Raw genomic sequence first — 23,388 nt, 5'->3', positions numbered from 1 at the left:
ATCAACGTTTAGATATCAAAGCATCATGACCTCAAAGCCTTAAGGCATCGTCAAACCACCATCGACAGCGATAGACTGTCCGGTGATGGCCAAGCTCAAATCAGACGCCATTAATAGCACCGAATTGGCAAAGTCAGCCACCGAGGTTGCTTGTCGTAATGGCGTGGTGGTGGCGATATAATCAAAGACTTCTTCAGTCGTTAAACGGCTCGCATCCGTGGTTTGTAGCAATCCACCTGCCAGCAAGTTAACGCGGATGCCGTATTGTCCAAGCTCCGCAGCCAAGTTACGCGTCAGCCCAATCAATGCGGATTTGGCAGTGGTATAGTCGTAATAAGTGACCACCGGATTATAAACAAGATTGGTTGAGATATTGATAATCTTGCCCATTTTTTGCGTTTTCATTTGTGGTAGTACCGCTTGCACGCTATTGACCGCACCTTTGACAATACCGTCAAGCTGCTGCGAAAAATGCGCCCATTTGACGGTTTCGATACTGGTATAGTCGGCACTGGGATTAAACTGATAACTTGGCAAGGCGTTATTGACCAATATATCAATGCGACCATAACGCGCAACCACTTCAGCTGCTAGCGCTTGCATTTGTGCTAAATCGCTAACATCAGCTTGATAAGCAAATGCTTGACCACCTGCGGCAATGATATCGGCAACCACTTGGTCGGCAGCGCCTTTACTACTAAGGTAATTGACGCAAACGCGTGCGCCTGCTGCTGCCATTTGCTCAGCAATCTGAGCGCCAAGTCCGCGACTAGCGCCAGTGACAATAGCGACTTTATCCGTGAGCAGCGCTGGAATCAGTGGGTTACTCTGAGTCATGATGTTGCATCCTTTATTATTGTGTTATGGTTAATCTATTTGTTTTATATAAACTATGTTGTTAAGTGATGGCTGAAAAATAAACCAGCGCCCATCATAACATGATTATTTGCGCTTACTATCTTACAAAAGTTTAGCGGAAAACCTCATACTATTACTTGTAAATAATTTTTAACCAGTTATCAGCATGAGCGTTAATAGTGGTATGAATATCGGTTGCATCCTTACCCTTTAAATTATTCACAATCATAGCCATAATAGTTTTACATTTGGCTCGATAGCTTATATTTAGTATTCAACACTTAGCACTTAGCACTTAGCATTAACTATCTACCATCTAACTTTTACTCATTTGCATCATTCTTATTTAGGAGAGATATTTTGACCCATTTATCATCATCCCACCCTGCCGCTCGTATACTGCCAAAAGCGCTTTTAGCGGTGACAGTCGGACTTGCACTTGCCAGCTGTAGCAACTCTGACAATGCGGCAACTGACGGCACAACTGCCAGTACAGAAACGCTTAATTTGTATAACTGGTCTGAGTATATGCCGCAGGAAATTCTCGATGGCTTTACCGAAGAGACGGGCATTCGGGTCAATTACACCACCTTTGACTCTAACGAAGCCATGTACGCCAAGCTTAAATTGCTTGATGATTCTAGCCAATATGATTTAGCGATTCCATCGACGTATTATGTCGAAAAAATGGCCAAAGAAGGGCTGCTACAAGAGCTGGATAAATCCAAATTAAGCAACTTTAAGAACCTTGACACCTCATTCACCAATACCAAAGTTGACCCAGAAAACAAATATTCGATTCCTTACATGTGGGGCAGCACCGGTCTTGCCATCAATGGCGAAGCGGTTGATCCTGCGACCGTAAATAGCTGGAATGACTTATGGCGTCCTGAGTATAAAGGTCAAGTGATGCTGATGAATGATATGCGCGAAGTATTTGGTATGGCGCTATTGACCCTTGGCTATTCAGGTAATAGTAAAAACCCTGACGAAATCAAAGCTGCTTATGAGAAGCTGACGACCTTGATGCCAAATGTAAAAACCTTCAACTCGGACGCCTCGCGCATGCCGTATATGGAAGGCGAAACCACGGTTGGTATGAGTTGGAATGGCGAAGCTATCATCGCCAATAACGAAGGCTTGACCAGCTTGGTGTATAAATACCCAACTGAGGGCGCTATCTTATGGATGGATAACTTTGTGATTCCAAAAAACGCCAAACAGGTCGATGCAGCACACAAGTTTATTGACTACTTACTGCGTCCTGAGAACTCTAAAATCGTCAGCGAAGAGATTGGTTATGCCTCGCCTAACATCGCTGCACGTGAGATGATGCCAGAAGAGGTTAGAAACAATCCAACCATTTATCCAAGCAAAGATGTCCTAGCAAAAGCTGAATTCCAAGAAGATGTCGGTGATGAAGCCTTGCAAGTCTATCAGCAGTATTGGGATAAGCTAAAAACCGGTCGTTAATCATTGTTTGTTAAAATATGATTCTTAATGGTGGGTGATTATTAGCTGTTTTTAATAAATATGGCTATAAAAAAACGCTGACCTTATAGAGTCAGCGTTTTTTATTTGTCTTTTATTTATTTTTCTATTTATAAATGCAAATCAGTTTCGCTGCCTTTATGCTCAATACGGCGCTGCTCGCGGCGCTGATAACGCAGACCCGAGGCGGCAAACCATTGCGGCTTGGTGGTTTGTAGCAAATCACTGAGCCGCTGCAGTTGTAGTTGTAAGGTTTGAGTTAACCAAAAATAACCTTGCCACTCAAAGCCTAAGTTTTCTACACTTGGATATTCTGATACCGCAATGCGCGTAATAGGACGAAATACCTCATCGTTTGGGCTACGTAATACCGCCGCCATATGCTGCATCGCTTGCGTTAATTCATGCTGATAATGGATAAGCAAAATATGGTTTTCATCGTCAATCTCAATATTCGCCAAGCGCGGCGCGGCACTTAATAATAAATCAATCGTACCAATAATATTACGATGGGTACGCTGAATGGTCTCTAGCGTTTCTTTTTCAATGCCTGATTCACTGGCTGTCGCGGCGATATGCGGACGCACGGCAAGCAAGCGCTTATTGATTTTTTGTAGGGCTTTGACCAAAGATTTATTAACGGGTGTATCTGGTACAGAGCTGCTCTTTGGATAAATAATACTGGCTGAACTGGTCGCCTTACTATATTTAAATGGCTTAGGTACCAAAACTTCCGCATCAATATGATTGCCAACCCCAGCGTACAAATTACTGCAGGTTTCAAGATTGCTTGCCAATAAAAACCGCCACATCAACGTTGACTTCAACGGTAAAATTAACGTCGCGGCCACTGCTACTCCTGCACCAAGCAAAATATTGAACGCGCGATATAAGCCATCTTGAGTAATATTGCTATGGTCAGGACTCGACACAATCATCAGCATGGTAATACCTGTCAGCAGACCGATATAGCCCAATTGCTTGACTGCCACATAACCGATGATGCCACTGATAATGCCAATCAGCCCATAATACAACCACAGCCAGCCACCGATATCTTTAATCAGCCATAAGAAGCTAAGCCCAACCACTACCCCAAGCAAAGTACCCAATATCCGCTCTTTAGCCTTGGTATAAATCGCCCCTTGATATTGCAACAAACCCAAAATCACGAACACGGTAATGGTCGTCCACTCACCATGCGGCAAGTGCGTAAACTCATTTAACAAGAGCGCAATAAGTACAGCCAGACCCAAACGTATGGCATGCAAAACATCTGCATGCTGATAACGGGCATAAGGCTCTACAAATGGGGCGGTAAATCGTTGCCAAAAAGTCGGTTTCACGCAGGGTATCTCTTATAATAAATGAATAAAAATGCAGTTAAATAATAACTGCTAGCTTAACTATTGATAAAGCGATAATAAAGCAATGGTCAAAAAATAACGCCTTTCATCTATTAAAAGATAAAAGACGTTAAAGGTCAAAACATGCTAGCACATAACAACAAAAAAGCACGCCAAGATAGTGCTTAGCTGAGAATATCTGGCTAAGCACTATCTATTGCTAGAGCCAAATGCTACACCTCTAAGAAATCTAGAATACCTTCTGCCGCTTCACGACCTTCCCAAATCGCTGTCACGACCAAATCAGAGCCGCGTACCATATCACCACCAGCAAAGATTTTGGGGTTACTGGTTTGAAATTTAAAGGTTTGTTTTTCGGCGGCTACGACCCGACCCGAGCTGTCCATCGTGATTTGCTGCCCTGCAAACCAATCAGCAGGGCTAGGACGGAAACCAAAGGCCAAAATAACCGCATCGCAGGGGATAATTTCTTCTGAATTGGGAATGGGCTCGGGGCGCTGGCGACCACGGTTGTCAGGTGCGCCTAGATGAGTGGTAATCACTTTGACCGCGTTCACTTTACCATTTAAACCAATAATTTCTGTCGGTTGACGATTGAATAAAAACTCAACACCCTCTTCGCGCGCATTGACCACTTCGCGGCGGGAGCCGGGCATATTTTCTTCATCGCGGCGATAAGCACAAACCACTTGCTGCGCCCCTTGACGGATACTGGTACGGTTACAGTCCATCGCCGTATCACCGCCGCCTAGCACCACCACTTTTTTACCTTTTAAATCGATATATTCTTCTGGATTTTTCTCCCAGTCGTTACAGCGATTGACGTTTGCAATCAGGTAATCTAGCGCATCATAGACGCCCTCTAGCTCTTCACCTGCAAAGCCGCCGCGCATATAGGTGTAAGTACCCATGCCCATAAATACCGCATCATACTCGCCTAACAGCTCATCAATACTGACATCGGTACCGATTTCGGTCTCTAAACGAAACTCCATGCCCATGCCTTCAAAGATGACACGGCGGTTGCGCATGACGTCTTTTTCCATTTTAAACTCTGGAATACCAAAGGTTAATAAGCCACCAATTTCTGGGCGTTTATCAAAAATAACAGGCGTCACGCCATTTCTGACTAAGATATCTGCACAGCCTAAACCTGCGGGTCCAGCCCCAATAATAGCGACTTTTTTGTCCGTCCAAATCACATCGGACATATCAGGACGCCAGCCAAGGGCAAAAGCGGTGTCGTTGATATACTTCTCAACATTGCCAATAGTCACCGCGCCAAAGCCGTCGTTTAAGGTACAAGCGCCTTCACATAAGCGGTCTTGCGGGCAGACACGTCCACAAACCTCAGGCAAAGTATTGGTACGGTGGCACAATTCTGCCGCTTGAAATATCTGACCTTCACTCGCCAATTTAAGCCAATTGGGAATGTAGTTATGTACCGGACATTTCCACTCACAGTACGGGTTACCGCATTCAAGGCAGCGATGCGATTGCTGCGCTACTGATTCACTTTCAAATGGATGATAAATTTCGACGAACTCGGTTGAACGGGTGGCGATGTCTTTTTTGGTGGGCTCAAGGCGTGGTACATCTAAAAACTGAAAACTATTCTCTAAGCGTTTTGCCATGGTATTGTCTCTTTTATATAGAGGTATTTTATAGTGGCTAACGACAGCCAATATCTGCAGCCTCAATAAGGCAAATTTACGGATACGGGCTGTCATTTACCTGCTTAAAATGTGCATTAAAGCTATGAGTTAAAACTGCTCGTAAACCTCTTGCTAACTCATTCCATTTATTGTGGATCAGCCGTCGTGGTCTTAAGCAAGGTCGCAACGTTTGCCGCTTTGGGCTTCACCAAATAGAACTTACGCGCATAATGCTCAAAGTCCGCTAAGATGGTCTGCCCCCACGCACTACCGGTTTTATCGACATGGGTTTCAATAACGTGTTGCAAGTAAATACGATGACCTTCCATTTGCTCACTCGAGATACGGTTTAAATCAATCAGCTCATGATTACAGCGGTCAAAAAAGTCACCATCCATATCGAGCACATACGCAAATCCGCCCGTCATACCGGCGCCAAAATTCAGACCCGTACGACCAAGGATGGTAATGATACCGCCGGTCATATACTCGCAGCAATGATCGCCTGTACCTTCGATGACCGCATGCGCGCCAGAGTTACGTACGCCAAAACGCTCGCCCGCCGTGCCAGCAGCATATAGCTTACCGCCTGTTGCACCATACAAACAGGTATTACCGATGATAGCAGTTTCTTGCGCATGAAAGCTTGAGTCTTTCGGTGGATAAATCACAATCTCACCGCCCGCCATGCCTTTACCGACATAGTCATTGGCATCACCTTCAAGCTCAATATGCAAGCCGCCCGCATTCCAAACACCGAGACTTTGCCCTGCGGTTCCGTTTAAATGCAGCTTAATGGGCATATCACTCATGCCAATATTGCCCCATACCTGTGCAATCTCACCTGAAATACGCGCACCGATAGAGCGATCACAGTTGCCGACGGCGTAGCTATAATCGCCGCCGCTACCCTGACGGATACTCAGCAGCATATCATTAATCATTTGCTCAGCAAGCAAACCTTTATCAAATGGCTCATTACGCGCAACCTGACAGGTTTGCGCTTTGCCGCTACTGGCTGGATGGCTAAATAATAACGGCGTTAAATCCAAATGACGCTGCTTATCGGTATTACCTTCTAATACTTCAAGCAAGTCAGTACGTCCGACCAGCTCTTCCATACTGCGTACGCCTAATGCCGCAAGCCATTCACGCGTTTCAGTCGCGACAAATTTAAAGAAGTTAATGAGCATTTCTGCTTCGCCAATGAAGTGCTCATCGCGGAGCTGGGCTTTTTGGGTGGCAACGCCGGTCGGACAGTTATTAAGATGGCAAATGCGCAAATATTTACAACCAACCGCAATCATCGGCGTGGTACCAAAGCCAAAGCTTTCAGCACCGAGAATAGCGGCTTTGACCACATCAAGACCGGTTTTTAGACCACCATCGGTTTGGATACGGACTTTATCACGCAAGCCATTAACACGTAGCGATTGATGGGTTTCAGCAAGCCCTAGCTCCCATGGCGAGCCTGCATGATGGATAGAGGATAGTGGCGACGCTGCTGTGCCGCCATCATAGCCTGAGATGGTAATCAAATCGGCGTAGGCTTTTGCCACGCCCGTTGCAATCGTACCAACACCGGGACGCGAGACCAATTTTACCGAAACTAAAGCATCTGGATTGACTTGTTTTAAATCAAAAATCAGCTGCGCCAAATCTTCAATCGAATAAATATCATGATGCGGCGGCGGTGATATGAGGGTTACCCCGGGTACAGAATAACGCAGACGGGCGATTAACGCATTGACCTTACCACCCGGCAGCTGACCACCTTCACCGGGTTTTGCGCCTTGAGCGACCTTAATCTGCATCACTTCTGCTGAACGCAGATAGGCCGGTGTCACCCCAAATCGACCAGAGGCGATTTGCTTGATTTTTGAATTACGCAACGTGCCATAACGTACTGGATCTTCCCCGCCCTCACCAGAGTTTGAGCGCCCGCCAATGGTATTCATCGCCATGGCAATCGCTTCATGGGCTTCGGGTGATAGCGCCCCTAGCGACATCCCTGCTGAATCAAAGCGCGTCAAGATTGCCGAGATATCTTCGACCTCATTAACATCGATAGAGTTATCGGTTCTTAATTGCAGCAAATCTCGCAAGGTTGCAACGGGACGGCTATTAACCAAATCGGCATAATGACGATAATTATCATAATTGCCTGTCCGTACAGCGGTATGTAGGCTATTAATGACGTCAGGATTAAAGGCATGGTATTCTTTATTAAAGACAAACTTCAGCAGGCCACCTTGATCGAGGGGCGCACGACGTTTAAAGGCATTAGCAGCCAATTGTGCTTGATCGGCAGCTAAATCGGCAAAAGTTGCGCCCTTAATACGGCTTTGCACACCTTTAAAGCATAAGCTTACCACTTCTTCAGAGAGCCCAACCGCTTCAAATAATTGCGCGCCGCGATAAGAGACAATGGTTGAGATACCCATTTTTGATAAGATTTTTAGCAACCCTTTATCCAAGCCTTTACGGAAATTTACCCGCGCTTGAATCGGATCGCCAAGCAGTTCGCCAGTCGCTACCAAATCATCGATGACATCATAAGCTAAATATGGATAAATACAGGTCGCGCCAAAGCCAATCAATACCGCTACTTGATGCGAATCGCGCGCCAAGCCTGTCTCGATAATTAAATTGGCATCGGTACGAATATCTTGTGCTATCAGATAATGATGTACCGCACCGGTGACCATAATGGCATTGGCCGGTACTTTATCGGCAGTAATGTTTTTATCAGACAAGACAATCAAAGTAAAACCCGCACGGATGCTGTTTGCCACTTGCTCACAGATAGCTTTGATGGCGGCTGATAACTCAAGATTAGCATCGTAGTTTAAATCGATACGCGCCATTTGGAACGCTGGATCAGCCAAAGTTTCGAGCTGCTGCATTTTACTGGCTGATAAAACTGGCGACGATAAGATAATACGATGGGCGTCGCGTGCTGATGGCGCAAACACATTGGTCTCAGCCCCTAAGCAAGTCTGTAGCGACATCACGATTGACTCGCGCAATGGATCAATCGGTGGATTGGTCACCTGTGCGAACTGCTGGCGGAAAAAGTCGCCGACATGGCGAATTTGCTGCGACAGCACTGCCATAGGCGTATCATCGCCCATCGAACCGACTGGCTCTTGACCATTTTCGGCATTAGGGCGGATGATTTCGGTGCGCTCTTCATTGGTGATGTGATACATTTTTTGCAATGCTTTTAGCGGCTCGCCGCGGCAGGCTTGTGCGGCTAACTCTTCTTCTAAGCGCTCATCATCGCGGATGCGGGTTGCTTCTTCGCGCAGCCATTTACGATATGGATGCGCTTTTTTGAGTAACGTCGCAATCGCTTTAGTATCCATGATTTGACCGGTCATGGTATCGATAACTAACATCTGACCGGGCCCAACGCGCCCTTTAGCAAGCACATCTTTTGGCGCATAATCCCAAACGCCGACTTCTGAGGCCACCGTGATATAGCCATTTTTGGTGGTGACCCAACGCGACGGACGCAGACCATTACGGTCGAGCATACATACCGCATAGCGACCGTCTTGAATCACTAGTCCTGCTGGGCCATCCCACGCCTCCATATGCTGCGAGTAAAATTCATAAAACGCCCGCAAGTCCATATCCATGCTGTCGACATTTTGCCAAGCGGGTGGCACCAGAATCGACATCGAATGGAATAAACTCATACCGCCAGACATCAGTACTTCTAACATATTATCTAAGCTTGATGAGTCTGAGCCGGTGCTATTAACCAGTGGCGTCAATTCGTTTAAATTGGGCAATTTATCAGATTTTAATTTTGGCGTACGGGCTTCAGACCAGCTACGGTTGCCGGTGATGGTATTCAGCTCACCGTTATGCGCCAAATAGCGAAACGGCTGTGCCAGTGGCCAACGTGGCAGCGTATTGGTCGAAAAACGCTGATGGAAGACCACAATATGCGAGGCCAAACGCGTATCTTGCAGGTCTAAAAAGAAAGCTGGCAGGTCTGATGGCATGACCAAACCTTTATAAATAATCGTCTGACAGTTTAATGAACATACATAAAATAGCTCGTCATCAACCAAACGCTGTTCCGCTTTTTTACGCGCGACAAATAACTTGCGATTAAAATCATCGGCGGCTAGCTCATCTGCTGCATTGACAAATACTTGCTGAAAACCGGGTAAGGTCTCACGACCAATCTCACCAACGATACTCAAATCAAGCGGCACATCACGCCAACCAGCTACTTCTAAGCCTTGGGCGCTAAGCTCTTCATTGAGCACCTGTCGGCTATACTGCGCTTTTGTCTCGTCCAAATTAACAAAGACCATACCTACTGCAAAATTGGCCGTCAGCGTAAACCCTTGCTCAGCCGCAATATTGCTAAAAAACACGCTTGGCGTCGCCAATAATAAACCGCAACCATCACCTGTCTTACCATCCGCAGCGACACCGCCGCGATGGGTCATACAACTTAAGCTGTAAATGGCTGTTTTTACCAAATCATGGCTGGCTTGGCCCTCAATATGAGCAATCAAACCAAAGCCACAATTATCAGAGAAGTCATCTGGCGTCGCCAAATGCGTAGAGGAGGAAATCATTGACATAGCTTGTCCTTTTAAGTAAGCAGACAGCATATACATCTCAGATGATGTACAAACCAAACTCCGCAGGCAGAACGGGTATATATTCACATAAGCGGATTAATAAAACGCAGGCAGTGCAAATAGAGTAAAGATTCTAAAGGTGATAAAAATACTTACCACGATTCTCTTTACTCTTCTAATTACTATACAGTAATTGCAACCTTTACTTTAGGGTTGGCTACTAAAAGGACTGCATTCAGGAGATGAGATAAATGATCATCACCCTATCTATCCTTTTATCCTTAAAGCCCTTATACATCATTCACTATCGGTCTTTACAGGCTTGCGCTTTTCTTTCAGCGGTTAAGGCGCCCAATGTGAGTCGCATAAACCTTGGTAAATGCTGATATGCGTTAACCACTTCGATAGATAATGCGCCAAGTAAATGATAAGAAAATGATGGGTAAAGTAGCTACTATCACTAGCCTAAACCGTCAAATTTGAATATCAGACGCTCTGTACTCAAGCGCCTTAATGACCCCAATTAGGGTAATAACGAGAGATTGTGCCACTTGCAATAAGCTTAATAGAGATGGCAAGTAGCAGCGCTTGAGACAACAACATGAGCGTAAGCGCTTGTATTTATAGCAAGCCTACTTACTAAATGCTGCGATGTTAAATAACGATTTACGATAACTATACAGAACGTCGCCCATAGTTATCTTAGTTAATGATTGACAAAAAATCTAGTCTTTTCTATGTCTTTATGTTCTCGATTTTGTAAAAAATTATATTATCAATGATGATGCCATTACTAACTTTCTCGACTGAGACCCAGTTTAAGCCGTTTATATATGCGTTTTTAGATAGTTTTCCATGCCTATGAACCTTAATATTAAAACCTAATAACCACTGCATACATTCAAATGCAATCTTACTTATCAAAATCACAGCCGCAAAAAAGCCTACCAAACAGGATATCTGGTAGGCTTTCTTAATAAACGCTCATTGAAATTAATTGCTTTTTTCTTCAATAAGCTCTTTTATGCTGTCATTGTTGTTCTTTGAGGCGTTATTTTTTGAGGCATTGTTATTAGCACCAGCATTAGCGTTGGCATTTTTATTAGCCGCATTGGAATTGGCGTTCTTATTAGCCGCATTGGGATTAGCACTCGGCGGTTTAGGCGCTTCAACCACGGGTGGTTTTTTCGGTTCATTATTGTTATTTGCTTCAGATTTTCGGCTATTATCCGTATTTTTTGGTGTTGGTGCAGTCGTTGTCTGCTCTTCGATACCGACCGTACGCTCTTCATTGACAGATAAGGTCTCAGAGGTATCGACTGACTGACGAATACTTTCAGCAGTGCTATTATTCGTCCCTTCCTGCGCGCCGCGATTGGCATTACTTGCTGCTTGCTCGTTGGCACTATCGTTAGCTGGTGCTTTCTGACGCACCGGCACTTCGCGTTTGGTTGGGCGCAAATTGACAGCGCGCGTGCGTTTGGTGCTTAAGTCCTTGACGGGGTCAGGACGCTCATAATTATCAATAATACTGACGTAGCGATTGATCTCTTCTGGCAACACACGCACATTAGCAGGCAGCTTAAAGTCTATCAGCTTAGCCGCGCCGACCGTTTCTTGTGGACTACTCATCAGCCCATAAGTCAGCATATAACGTACTTGATTGTTTTCATCTAGGTAGCGAAAATAAGCAAACTTCTCGCGATCTTCACGGCTTTCTAGATAGCTGACAATGACATCATTTTCAGCGACATTCATCACCTGCACCGTCCACTTGCCTTTATTAGCCAGCAGATAACGCTTATCTTTAAACTCATCGGGGTAGCTGCGCAAATCACGGACGGTGGCATCAAAACTAATCGGCTGCACATCGGTATCAAGCTCATGCAAGGATTCTATCTTTAACGGCTGCTCAAGCTCATCAGTTGAGGCTTGTGGCGCTGATATTGGCTCATTCTCGATTTTTGCGCCCATCGCTGGCGTTTGACTAAACATCCAAACTAAGGCGGTAAACACGCCCAATAGCAGTGTCGCTATCAGCCAAATCAATGCTTGACGGCGATATTTCTGCCCAGCTGTGCGAGTCGTCGAGCGTGATGCTGCCATGGAGATGTCCTTGGGGAAAAGTACTTATAAAGATAGTCTGATAAAAAGCCATTTATAACGCAATACTTATAAAGATGCAGTTAAAAAATTGTCACTTAATGATAAGGCCATAAATTAAAATCTTAACGCTATGATGAATAGTATTGACTCTATTATTAACAGTATTGACGCCTTTATTAACAGTATTGACGCTTTTACTAACCTTTAGCCACCTTTATGAGTGATGTTGTGACAATACTTCTGTTAACAGCCCAGCATCAAATTCATTGGTCAATACTGCCTCACCTAATGATTTTAACAAAATAAGGCGGATTTGTCCGTGTTTGACTTTTTTATCATGACCCATCAAACCTAACGCTGTTTGTACGTCAATAGCGGGTGGCGTGATAGGTAAATTTGCCAATAGCAATATGCGCTTAATACGGGCAACGTCAGCACTCGTTAACCAACCAAGCTTTTGCGACAGCTCAGCTGCTTGCACCATACCAGCCGCGACCGCCTCACCATGTAGCCAATTACCATAGCCTTCATGGGTTTCAATCACATGACCAAAGGTATGACCAAAGTTTAATAAGGCGCGCACACCGGACTCTCTTTCGTCTTGTGCGACGATATCAGCTTTGTACTGGCAGCAGCGCTTCACCGCTTCGCCAAGTACGGCTAAATCCAACGCCATCATCGCTGGTAGATTGTGCTCAAGCCAAGTCAAAAACTCTGCATCCATAATCAGCGCGTACTTAATGACCTCTGCCAATCCTGCTGATAGCTCACGTGCAGGCAAGGTTTTAAGCGTGCTCATATCAGCAAGCACCATTTGCGGCTGCCAAAATGCGCCAATCATGTTTTTACCTTGGGGGTGGTTGATGCCGGTCTTGCCGCCAACGCTTGAATCCACTTGTGATAGCAAAGTCGTTGGGATTTGAATAAAATTGACCCCGCGCATAAAACTTGCGGCGGCAAAGCCTGTCATATCACCGACCACACCGCCACCAAGTGCGATTAGGGTCACATCACGGTTAAAGTGCTCGGCCATCAGCGCATCATAAATCTGATTGATACTGGTCTGGTTTTTATATTGTTCACCATCTGGGAGCACACAAACCTTGACGGTAAACTGCGCTTCAAGCTCCTCTTGTAAAGCCTTTAAATATAAAGGCGCAACCGTCTCATTGGTGACAATAAGGACTTGACGACCTGTAATATAAGGAGCAATTTGGCTTGCCATGCTACTTTTTTTAGCGCCATTTTCAGCGCTATTATTAGTAGTGTTTTCAGCAGTATTACTAACAATGTTTTTAGGGTTGCTTGCATTACTGTTTTCAGTAATGACGATAGGATAATCATGACTTTGCGTCTGTACTGTTAGGGTGGCATGAAACAGTGGCGTTGCCATGAAAATCTCCTTAAATATGAGGATTGAATTAAATTGAGCGGCGTTGTTTATTAAACTTTTTCTTATTCATCTTCTTGATGTGCTGAGCTGATAGAAGTTGAGGCACAAAATGCGTCTAGTTGCTGCAATAACTGATTGACCATATGGCGAGGATAGGTATGACCGGTCGGCATGATAATATGCGCCACTTGCCGATATAAGGGGTCGCGGGCGCTGTATAAATCTTGCAATATTTTTCTAGGATTCGGTTGTTGTAATAATGGTCGCGACTTATCTTTGGCAGTACGCGCCATTTGCACGTCTACCGGAGCATTGAGATAGACGACGATGCCGCGCTCTTTAAGAAAGGCACGGTTTTCGGCCGCCATTACTGCGCCGCCGCCGGTCGCTAAGACGATTTGTGATTGCTGCGTCAGCTCATCGATGGCACGCGTCTCCCGTTCGCGAAAGCCCGCTTCGCCTTCTTTAGCGAATATCCAAGCAATATCTGCGCCGGTTTGTGACTCAATATACCAATCACTGTCTACAAACGAGCGCCCTAACTGCTTAGCCAGTAACCTGCCAATGGTGGTCTTGCCCGCTCCCATCGGCCCCACTAGAAATACCGACGGTAATTCCTCAACCATAATACGCACTCAGCTAAATTAGGTATGATACAACGTCATTGATATTCTGGCTAGTAATGCGCGTTGATTATTGTGAGTAAAATCCAAGCACACGCAAAAATTGGCCATAAAAAAAGCAAGCGCTGATGCTTGCTTTTTTTAGTTATAAAGACATTAAACGCTGATTAATTTAAACGGCTGATGCCATCATTAATCAATTTTGGCGTGACAAATATCAATAACTCTTCTTTAGAGTTATTACGGACATCACGGCGGAAGGCACGACCGATATAAGGCAAGTCACCTAAGAAAGGTACTTTATCGACACCATTACTGCTACGATTTTTAAAGACGCCGCCTAGAACAATGGTTTGACCGTCTTCAACAATGACGTTGGTCGAGATTGAATCTTCAGCAATCGCTACCTGATTATTAATAATCGTTGGCGTGCCATTGGTAATAACAAGTTGCAAACCAATTTTACCATCAGGCGTAATGTTTGGCGTCGCTTCTAGACTCAATGCCGCTTCTTTAAAGCTGGTGGTGGTCGCGCCACTGGCCGAGGCTTCTTGATAAGGAATTTGTGTACCAGAAGATACTTTTGCCGTTTGTTTATCAGCCGTCAAAATCTTTGGTGTCGAAATCACTTCACCGCGGTTATCGGCTTGTAGGGCTGATAGCTCAAGATCAAGCATCACATCTGACATGCTAAGTAGCCCAAAAGCGATACTACCCGCTGGATTAGCAACACCTAAGTCAACGTTTAAGTTATCAGGACGGCTGATGTCATATTTAGGATAAGAAACCGTTTGACCATTCACTGTCGTTGTTTCTACGTCAAAATCTTTTAAATCCCATAGCGTCTGATTACTACCACCGACCAACAAGTTACGGTTATTGGCAGCGCCGTTTGACAAGATACCCCAACGCACGCCGATCTCTTTACTAAAGCTATCAGTAGCGCTAACAATACGTGCTTCAATCATTACTTGACGGACTGGAATATCAATTTTACCAATCAGCTTATGAATATTTTCAATGCTTTCAGCGACATCTTTGATAATCAAGGTATTGGTACGCTCATCAACCGTTACCGTACCACGGTTAGACAACAAGGTATTGTTATCAGTAGAATTTGTGTTGCCAGTACCGCTGCCACCTGATGAGCCACTACCCTGAGAGATAAGGGTCAAGACATCAGCCGCTTTAGCATAGCTTAAGCGAATGTATTCCGTGCGTAGCGGCGCATACGACTCAACCGCTTGCTGCGCTTCAAGCTCACGAGCTTCTTGTTCAGCAAGCTCAGTCGAGGGCGCAACCAAAATCACGTTGCCATTTTCACGCTTACCAAGATTTTTACTCTTTAGAATAATATCTAGCGCTTGATCCCAAGGTACATTAATCAGGCGCAAGGTAATATTACCCGCGACCGAATCACTAGCCACGATATTCATATCAGTAAACTGTGCCAAGATATCTAACACACTACGGATTTCGACGTCTTGGAATTCCATAGATAGCGCTTCACCGCTATATACTTTCTCTTCAAGCGTTGGCTCACGAAGTAGCTCAGGCTTGCGGATATTGATATTTAACTGGTTACCCGATTGATAAGCTTGATACTCATAATCTTCTTTAACATTGATGGTAATCACACCATTTTGACCTTGGTTTTTAGTATCAATACTATCAACCAGACCACTATTCACGTTCAAGCGACGTAATAAATTTCTCGGCACGGTACTGCCGGTTAAACGTACAACCAACTTATTACCTTGACGCTGGACGTCAACTGGAATGGCTTCGTTGGCAAGCGCAATACTGACGTTACCGCCACCATCATTGCCTGCGGTAAAATTAACCGCCGTTAAACCGTCATAACTATACTGCTTACTCACTTGTGAGGCCGCAAGCTGTGGGCTTAGCAACGGATTGACGCGCACCACCATGGTATCAGCAGGTACTTGGGTTTTGTTTACTGTAGAGCTAGTAGCTGTGGTACGAATAGGCGCCGCTGCTACGCTACTGGTCTCAACTATCGGTGTAACAACAGCAGTGGTAGTGATACCCGCATTGCCATTAAGCACGTCTTGCACAGGGTCATTGGTAACTACTTGATTAACCACTGGACGACTAGGGTCGCTAATCGTTAACAACAAATCATTGCCCTCAATAGCGGTGGTATAATTGCCCGCTTGTTTGAGCCCAACAATCAGACGGGTGGTATTGTCGCTATTTAGGGTAGTGACATCATTGATCATACCGACGTTATATTCATTAAAACGACTGGCAAGTCCGTTTTGTACCTTTTCAAAATCCAATACCAAACGGCTCGGATTATCAAGCTGGTAGGCTGCAGGTAATACTGGTTTGCCGGCAAAGCCCAAACGCATTTGGGTAACGGCCGGTGCGGTCTGTACCACAGAGACGTTATTGATGCGCTGCTCAGCATGAGCACTGCTACTAACTGCTACCATACTCATTGCCAATGCAGAGATGGCAAACGTAGAAGATACGCGGTTGTTCATCGTCATTACCTTGTTATTGCGTACTGTCATTATGTATTCCTCAAAAAATCTGCCGACTTAGCTTATAGGGGAGACCAGCGACTGGGGTTTTTCTACAAACCCAGCGCGGCTGTCTGGCACAATTTCAATCAAGTTAATCTGGGTCGGCGTGATTTCAACAATACGGCCGTCATTTAATCCAAGATAATTACCGACTCTAACGCTCGCAACTGAACCATCGGGGCGCTGTACTAAGGCATATTGCTGACCTTCAGGGGAAATAACGACACCGCGAAAGACGAGTTGCGATAGCTCATATTGCTCAAGCGGTTCTTTTACTCGGGTGATATCAGGGCGCACGCCATCGATAGAGGTAGCAGGGCCTTGAACGTTCACTAAGCTTGGTGGCAAAAATGGACTACGCTGCGCACTGGCACTATAGACAAAATCTTCTACCAGCTCAGCCTTGGGCGGCGGTTCAATCGGCTGCGCTGGCTGGTTACGAATATCAGCCATCGCCTGCTCTGCCATGCCGATACGGTCAGTACAACCCGTTATCGACAAAACAGTGGCGCTTAAAATAAGCAGCATGGGCAGTTTTTGGATATTCATTAGTTGCCTCCTGCAGCATCAGTGGTAGCAGCATCAGGCGCGACAGCTTCATCACCTTCAGGAGCCGCTTCTTTTGAGCGATACGTTTTGGTTTGTAGCACCAGATTGAGCTCAGGCAAAACATCCAAAGTTGGCTGCGGATTACTGACTTCAAAATCATGCATCGTAATAATACGCGGCAAAGCAGCAAGCCCGCTGATAAAGCTACCAAACTGATGGTATTCACCTAAAGCGGCAATACGAATAGGCTGCTCAATAAAGAACTCATTTTCAATCTCAGGCTCTACTGAAATATCTTGGAAACGGATATTACTGCCAACGCCCGTCATATTGATACCTTCGACCAATTCTGATACACGGGTATCTTTTGGTAGCTGATCAAGTAAGGTATTGAACTCCGCTTCCATTTGAATCACTTGCGCTTGATAGGCCTTTAGATGGCGCGCCCGCGATTCTTTTTCACGGTAGCTATCCAGTAAGGTTTGCTGTTGACTTTCCGCAGCAGTGATCTCATCAATTTTACTGCTAATCGGCAATGCCCATGACAGCGCAGCGATTAAAGCAATAATAAATCCAATCACGGTGACTTTGACAGGGAGCGGCCAACTGCCATAGTTCTCAGCATCCAACGACTCAAAGCTGCGGCGGAATTCATTCAAATCGAACGGCTTTTTAGTACTAACCGCCGTCTTTTTGGTTTTAATGAGGCTTTTTTTACGGCTCAGTTTCATAACTCACCTCCAAGCACAGCATTACCATCCGCATCAGTAGCTTCAATCGTTTCTGACTGTACTTTGGTCGTTACGACAAACTGAACATAACTGTCTTCAGGATAAATAGGACGCGGCTGTTCACCAGCAGTGACCGTATTATTAAGCGCTGGAGCAGATTCATAAGCAGTGATATTTTGCTGAATATTACTCACTGCTGAATTACCCATCCATTTGCTATTATCAAGGTTACGAATCAAGCTAGAGACGATATTTGGATTGTCAGCAAGACCGGTTAAAGTAAGCACATCACCTTCGCGTTTTAAGTTATTTAAATAAAGCGCTGGCGGCATCGCCTTGGCAAGATCATCCCATAACCGTACAGGAACCGGACGTCGACCTTGCAAATCTTGGATAACCTGCATGCGTGAGACGATGTCATCACGGCGCTGCTCTAAGCTATCAATCTCTACCAAGGCTTTATCTAGGCGCGCATTTTCTTGTTCAATCAGTGCATTGGCATCTAACTGCTCATCGAGTTCATTGTTAAAATAACTCCATGAAGCGAATGCCGCCAATAGAGCTAGCAAAGTAACGGCCACCACCAAAGTGATAAATTCTTTATTGCGGCGTTCGCGCTCTTCTTGCCGCCAGGGCAATAAGTTAATACGAGCCATTAGTCGAAGCTCCTTAACGCAAGACCGCAAGCGGCCATTAAGCTGGGTGCATCAAGCGCCAATTGCTCATTATCGATATGTGGAGCAATGGTCATATTAATGAACGGATTTGCCATACTCACAGGTACGCCCAATCTTTGCTGTGCCATACCGGCGAGTCCTGCAATAGAACTACTGCCGCCTGCAAGCACCACATGATCAATACTGGTATATTGACTGGATGAGAAATAGAATTGCAATGATCGAGTAATCTGTTGAATGGTATTTTCTATAAATGGGGTCAACACATCAGGATAGTAATCGTCCGGCAAAGTACGTTCGCGTTTACTAATCGTCGCTTCTTCAGCGGACAATCCGTATCGATTTTGTATCGCTTCAGTAAGCTGCACACCACCAAATAATTGTTCACGACTATATATAAACTCGCCATTTTTAGCAATATATAATGTGGTTTGATTATGACCAATATCGACGACAGCCACCAAATCTGGTACGTTTGGCAGGCTATCTGCCATCAAACCAAAGGCACGCTCAATCGCATGCGATTCGATATCCATCACTTTGGTTTGCAAGCCACCAAAGGTCAGCGCATCCACTCTTTGGTCGACATTTTCCGACCGTGAGGCTGCCAATAGTACCTGCACCATATTGTCATTAACCAAAGAGGGACCCAATACCTCAAAATCCAAATTAACATCTTCTAATGGATAAGGTACGTATTGATCAGCATCCAAGCGGATTTGCGCTTCACGCTCAACGTCGTTAAGCACCATATCCATATCGATGATTTTGGTAATCACGGCTGAGCCTGAAACTGAAGTAGCGGCGTTGCTACCGGCAGCTTGGCAACGTCGCGCCAAGCTTGCTATTGTGTTACCCACCGCTTCAGTGTCTACAATGAGTTTGTCGACGACTACGCCTTCCGGCAACCTTTCTATGCCGTAAGATTTTAGGTGAAATATGCCCTGTTGACGCTGTATGTCAACCAACTTCACTGAGGTGGTGCAAATATCCACGCCAATCAAATGTCGACTCTTAGAAGTAAATAGCCTCACAAACTCTATACCTTATGTTAAGTGTACAATCTGATAGTTATTTGTAATAATTTAGTACAATACTTTACTTAACAGATAGATTCAAGCATTTAAATTACTTATTAAGCAACACTTACACATTTATTATTACTTGCCTATTTTGTTCAAGGTATAATGCCCTATCTATTGAAACTTTAATTGATAAGTCTTCTTATGACCAAAAAAAATGCTACCGCTCGTCTCATTCACTTTTTGGTGGGGCTTTTCATTGCCTGTTTAGCGTTAGCGCTAATCTTAGCGCTTGCCGTACCTATTGGCTTTTACGGTATGGCAATGTATTTATCGCCAACCTTGCCAAGCATTCAAGAGATTAAAACGGCCAACCTAGAGATGCCGTTACAGATATATAGTAGTGACGACAAACTGATTGGTCAGTATGGCAATCGTTTATCGCTACCGGTTACGTTTGAAGAGATTCCTAAAGGCTTAACGCAGGCTTTTTTAGCGGCGGAAGATGCGTCATTTTTTCAGCATAGCGGGATTAGTATTAAAGGTCTTGGTCGCGCTGTGACCGAAGTGGTCACCGATGATGAGAGTCAAACGGGTGGCTCTACTATTACGATGCAGGTTGCCAAAAACTATTTCTTAAGCTCAGAGCGCACTCTAAATCGCAAGCTGACAGAGCTGTTTTTAGCCCGTAAAATCGAAGACGAGCTGAGCAAAAATGACATTCTTACCTTATATGTCAATAAAATTTATTTAGGCGAAGGCGCTTATGGTATTCGCGCCGCTGCCAAAAAATATTATAGTAAATCTCTAGAAAACCTCACCGTTGCCGAAATGGCCATGTTGGCAGGCCTGCCAAAAGCTCCTTCTAAATATAACCCAGTTGCCAATCCAAGTCGCGCCCTCACCCGCCGCAACTGGATTATTGGACGCATGCATGAGCTTGGCTATATTAATAAGGCTCAGCACGACGAAGCCATTAACGCCCCAATTGGTATCAATCTTTATCAAGAAAAACTTGACGTCAATATGCCGTATTTGGCAGAGATGACGCGTTCTGCCTTGGTCAACCGCTATGGTGAGCAAGTGATGCATGGTGGCTGGCGCGTGCGTTTGACTGTTGATAGCGAAGCACAAAAAGCAGCAGAATCAGCGATACTAACAGGTTTGGTGGCTTATGAGCACCGTCATGGCTGGCGCGGCGCTGAAGCAAATGGCGAACCGCTGGAAAAATTCCGTCGTTATAGCAATATGTCTCCGGCCAAAGTGACCAAGGTCAATTCTCGCAGTTTTGAAGCAACGATGCCCTCTGGTGAGAATGTAACAGTTAACTGGTCTGGTATGAGCTGGGCGCGCAAATATATCTCTGCCGATCGCATCGGCTACTTTCCGAGTAATGCCAGTCAGATTGTCAGCAAAAATGATATCGTGCGCCTGATACCGACGACCAATGGCAATTGGCAATTGGGACAAATACCTGAAGTACAGGGCAGCTTGGTTTCTCTAAATCCTGAAACGGGTGCCGTTCGAGCCTTGGTAGGTGGATTTGACTTTAACCATAGTAAATTCAACCGCGCGCTACAAGGCTGGCGTCAACCAGGTTCGACGATTAAGCCACTGGTTTATACCACTGCTTTAGAAAAAGGCTATCGTCCAGACAGTATTGTCTCGGACCGTCCTATTCAAGTAGGTGACTGGAAACCTAAGAATTCCGACCAACGTTTTTTAGGCGATATCACCTTACGCCGTGGGCTTTATCTATCTCGTAACTTAGTCTCTATCCGTTTGCTGCAAGCAATTGGTATCTCTGATGCGCGCAATTTGTTAGACGAATTTGGCCTTGATAAAGAAAAGCTGCCTACAACTTTGTCATTAGCTTTGGGCGCTGGTCAGGCCACGCCATTACAAATGGCGACGGCTTATGCCACCTTTGCTAATGGCGGACATCGTATCCAGCCTTATTTTATCGAACAAATTTATAACTATGATAATAAGCTGCTGTTTCAAGCCAACCCGCAGCAAGCTTGCGCCTTATGCTTTAATGAGCAGCTTGACGCTGTCAATAAAAAGCTTATCAAAGATTATGAAGCAAAAATAGAAGCAGAGAATAAAGCAGCTGCTGCTAAAGATGAAAACGTTAGCGCTAAAGACAATGCGACAGATAAAAAAGACGCTGAGCTAAAAGCAGAAAATAACGACAAGATAGCAAAAGATGATAAAGTGCTTGATTTAGATATTTATGATGCAAGCCCATATTCAGATCGCCTAAAAGCACCAGTAGTACAGTATGTACGTGCTGAACAAGCACCGCGTATTTTAAAACCTAGAGTTGCTTTTGAGATGGCCGATATCTTACGCGATGTTGTCCAGCGCGGTACGGCTGTGAAAGCAAGAGCGTTAGGACGTGATGATATTGGCGGTAAGACCGGAACGACGAATGAAGCGAAAGATGCCTGGTTTGCAGGGTTTCATCCTACCAATGCCACGGTTGTATGGATGGGCTTTGATCAGCCATCAACGCTAGGTCGCCGCGAGTATGGCGGCGTAGCAGCGCTGCCGGTTTGGATGGACTTTATGAAAGCCCAACTAAAAGACACCCCTCATCAATGGGTTTCTATTAATAACCGTGCCAAATCAAAAAAGCAAAAGCAGAGCATTATAGAAATGATGGATGAAGGTGCTGCCGAGCTTGAAGACGATACAGCCGATGAGGGTAAATCAGCAAAACCCGTTAAGACCACCACCCAGCAACGTAAGCCCCCTGCTCCTGAACCAATTGAAGAGCAAATTCAAAATCGACCAGCTCCTGAGAAACCGAAGCCAAGTCGTACTGATGACAGCAATCCTCAAAACAAACCTTTATCAGCAACGCCTGTTGCGCGTATGCCGCCGATGCCAGAATAAATAAACCACTATTCTGGTTAATAGTTTCATAAAAAAGGTCTTGCTCAGTCTCCTGCGCAAGACCTTTTTTTTGCGCTTTTAGAGCCTGTATTTGAAGTTAAGGCGAATTTATAAGCTTAAAGGGAATTGATTTGAAAAGCGGCTGATGATATTAAAACTCTACCATACCAGCGCGTAGCTGCTCAATCAGCTCCGCAAACTGCTGACGCCATTCACGTATGGTTGCTTCGTCTGGCAACCACTGATTCGATAACGTCACGACATTTACAATCAAATCAGGTGCTTCTTTTATCTCACTACCCGTCTTCTCATCGATAACATTATCAGGCAATACCGCATATAAACAGCGCTGATAAGCATGCTCTATATTGGCTAAAAAACCTTGTTGCTGTAATTGTTGTAAGCGCTGCACTTCAGGCGAAACTTGGGTACGGGCGCTTAGTGCTTCTTCAATATCTGCCAAGGTTGGCGCTGTCATACTTAAACCATAAAAATGCCCAAGTTCTTGTACAAAAGCAAGATATGTCCCATATAGGTGAAAAATGGCCGTTTCACAATGGGCTTGATAGAGCTGTTTATCGTTAGTAGTAGCTGCCGCCTGACAAGCCAAACGACAAAAATACAGCTTTTGATTGGTACGGTCAGCTTGGTATTTGGCAACGCGAGTCTTACCTGCCATGCGCCTATCCTTGTTATTTAGTGAATGATTTGTTTAATAGGTATTACGATTATAATAATAGGTCTTTTAAACAGCTTTTACGTGAATAAGTAAAATTACTTAATAAGCTTTGTTTTGTGATTAAGACATATATTTAGAAACATATATTTTTAAATATTTATTTAGAAATATTTA

The 23,388-nt window shown here is 44.9% G+C and carries 15 protein-coding genes; 2 read left to right on the top strand and 13 right to left on the bottom strand.

The genetic code is table 11. From position 1 onward, the window contains the following. Positions 1-39 precede the first annotated feature (39 nt). Complete coding sequence (locus tag B3Q63_RS03490; RefSeq protein WP_296173837.1) at positions 40-837, bottom strand: 3-oxoacyl-ACP reductase; 798 nt, start codon at positions 835-837, stop codon at positions 40-42. A 381-nt stretch (positions 838-1,218) separates the two neighbouring features. Between B3Q63_RS03490 and B3Q63_RS03485 the strand changes: the two genes are divergently transcribed. Beyond that, entirely contained in the window at positions 1,219-2,331 is a 1,113-nt protein-coding gene (locus B3Q63_RS03485) for an ABC transporter substrate-binding protein (protein WP_201624685.1), read from the top strand. 128 nt (positions 2,332-2,459) lie between these two features. Here the strand turns inward: B3Q63_RS03485 and B3Q63_RS03480 are convergent, their stop codons facing one another. From B3Q63_RS03480 to B3Q63_RS03430, 11 genes are all read right to left on the bottom strand, one after another. Next, positions 2,460-3,695, bottom strand: a complete 1,236-nt coding sequence (locus B3Q63_RS03480) for an FUSC family protein (RefSeq protein WP_296173835.1) — start codon at positions 3,693-3,695, stop codon at positions 2,460-2,462. Between the two features lie 233 nt (positions 3,696-3,928). Beyond that, positions 3,929-5,350, bottom strand: coding sequence for an FAD-dependent oxidoreductase (locus B3Q63_RS03475; protein ID WP_296173832.1), 1,422 nt, complete (start codon positions 5,348-5,350; stop codon positions 3,929-3,931). A gap of 167 nt (positions 5,351-5,517) precedes the next feature. After that, positions 5,518-9,981: a glutamate synthase large subunit gene (gltB, locus tag B3Q63_RS03470; RefSeq protein WP_296173831.1), complete on the bottom strand. Its 4,464-nt coding sequence runs from the start codon at positions 9,979-9,981 to the stop codon at positions 5,518-5,520. A 993-nt stretch (positions 9,982-10,974) separates the two neighbouring features. Beyond that, positions 10,975-12,087: a hypothetical protein gene (locus B3Q63_RS03465; RefSeq protein WP_296173829.1), complete on the bottom strand. Its 1,113-nt coding sequence runs from the start codon at positions 12,085-12,087 to the stop codon at positions 10,975-10,977. Between the two features lie 214 nt (positions 12,088-12,301). Next, entirely contained in the window at positions 12,302-13,480 is a 1,179-nt protein-coding gene (gene aroB / locus B3Q63_RS03460) for a 3-dehydroquinate synthase (RefSeq protein WP_296173827.1), read from the bottom strand. 62 nt (positions 13,481-13,542) lie between these two features. Further along, positions 13,543-14,106, bottom strand: coding sequence for a shikimate kinase AroK (gene aroK, locus B3Q63_RS03455; protein ID WP_201565531.1), 564 nt, complete (start codon positions 14,104-14,106; stop codon positions 13,543-13,545). A gap of 164 nt (positions 14,107-14,270) precedes the next feature. Then, the gene (gene pilQ / locus B3Q63_RS03450; RefSeq protein ID WP_296173821.1) at positions 14,271-16,643 is read right to left on the bottom strand and encodes a type IV pilus secretin PilQ; all 2,373 of its coding nucleotides are present in this window, start codon (positions 16,641-16,643) and stop codon (positions 14,271-14,273) included. A gap of 27 nt (positions 16,644-16,670) precedes the next feature. Next, the gene (locus tag B3Q63_RS03445; protein ID WP_201565523.1) at positions 16,671-17,204 is read right to left on the bottom strand and encodes a pilus assembly protein PilP; all 534 of its coding nucleotides are present in this window, start codon (positions 17,202-17,204) and stop codon (positions 16,671-16,673) included. Beyond that, positions 17,204-17,935 (bottom strand): type 4a pilus biogenesis protein PilO, encoded by a 732-nt coding sequence (locus B3Q63_RS03440; protein WP_201625856.1) that lies wholly within the window; start codon positions 17,933-17,935, stop codon positions 17,204-17,206. The genes B3Q63_RS03445 and B3Q63_RS03440 overlap by 1 nt, the downstream gene beginning before the upstream one ends. Continuing rightward, on the bottom strand, positions 17,932-18,591 hold the full coding sequence (locus B3Q63_RS03435) for a PilN domain-containing protein (RefSeq protein ID WP_296173818.1): 660 nt from the start codon (positions 18,589-18,591) through the stop codon (positions 17,932-17,934). The genes B3Q63_RS03440 and B3Q63_RS03435 overlap by 4 nt, the downstream gene beginning before the upstream one ends. Continuing rightward, positions 18,591-19,646 carry a pilus assembly protein PilM gene (locus B3Q63_RS03430; RefSeq protein WP_296173815.1) on the bottom strand — a complete coding sequence of 352 codons (1,056 nt, stop codon included), beginning with the start codon at positions 19,644-19,646 and terminating at the stop codon, positions 18,591-18,593. Before B3Q63_RS03430 ends, B3Q63_RS03435 begins: the two co-directional genes overlap by 1 nt. Positions 19,647-19,838: 192 nt before the next feature. Here B3Q63_RS03430 and B3Q63_RS03425 point away from each other — a divergent pair, with 192 nt between their 5' ends. Then, entirely contained in the window at positions 19,839-22,535 is a 2,697-nt protein-coding gene (locus B3Q63_RS03425) for a penicillin-binding protein 1A (protein ID WP_296173811.1), read from the top strand. A gap of 151 nt (positions 22,536-22,686) precedes the next feature. Here B3Q63_RS03425 and B3Q63_RS03420 read toward each other — a convergent pair whose 3' ends face one another. Further along, entirely contained in the window at positions 22,687-23,214 is a 528-nt protein-coding gene (locus tag B3Q63_RS03420; protein ID WP_296173809.1) for a DUF6586 family protein, read from the bottom strand. Positions 23,215-23,388 lie beyond the last annotated feature (174 nt).

It is taken from the genome of Psychrobacter sp. UBA2769 (assembly GCF_002352555.1).
Taxonomy (GTDB): Bacteria; Pseudomonadota; Gammaproteobacteria; order Pseudomonadales; family Moraxellaceae; genus Psychrobacter; species Psychrobacter maritimus.
The sequence above is the reverse complement of the archived record's forward strand: the minus strand, read 5'-3'. Positions and strand labels throughout refer to the sequence as shown.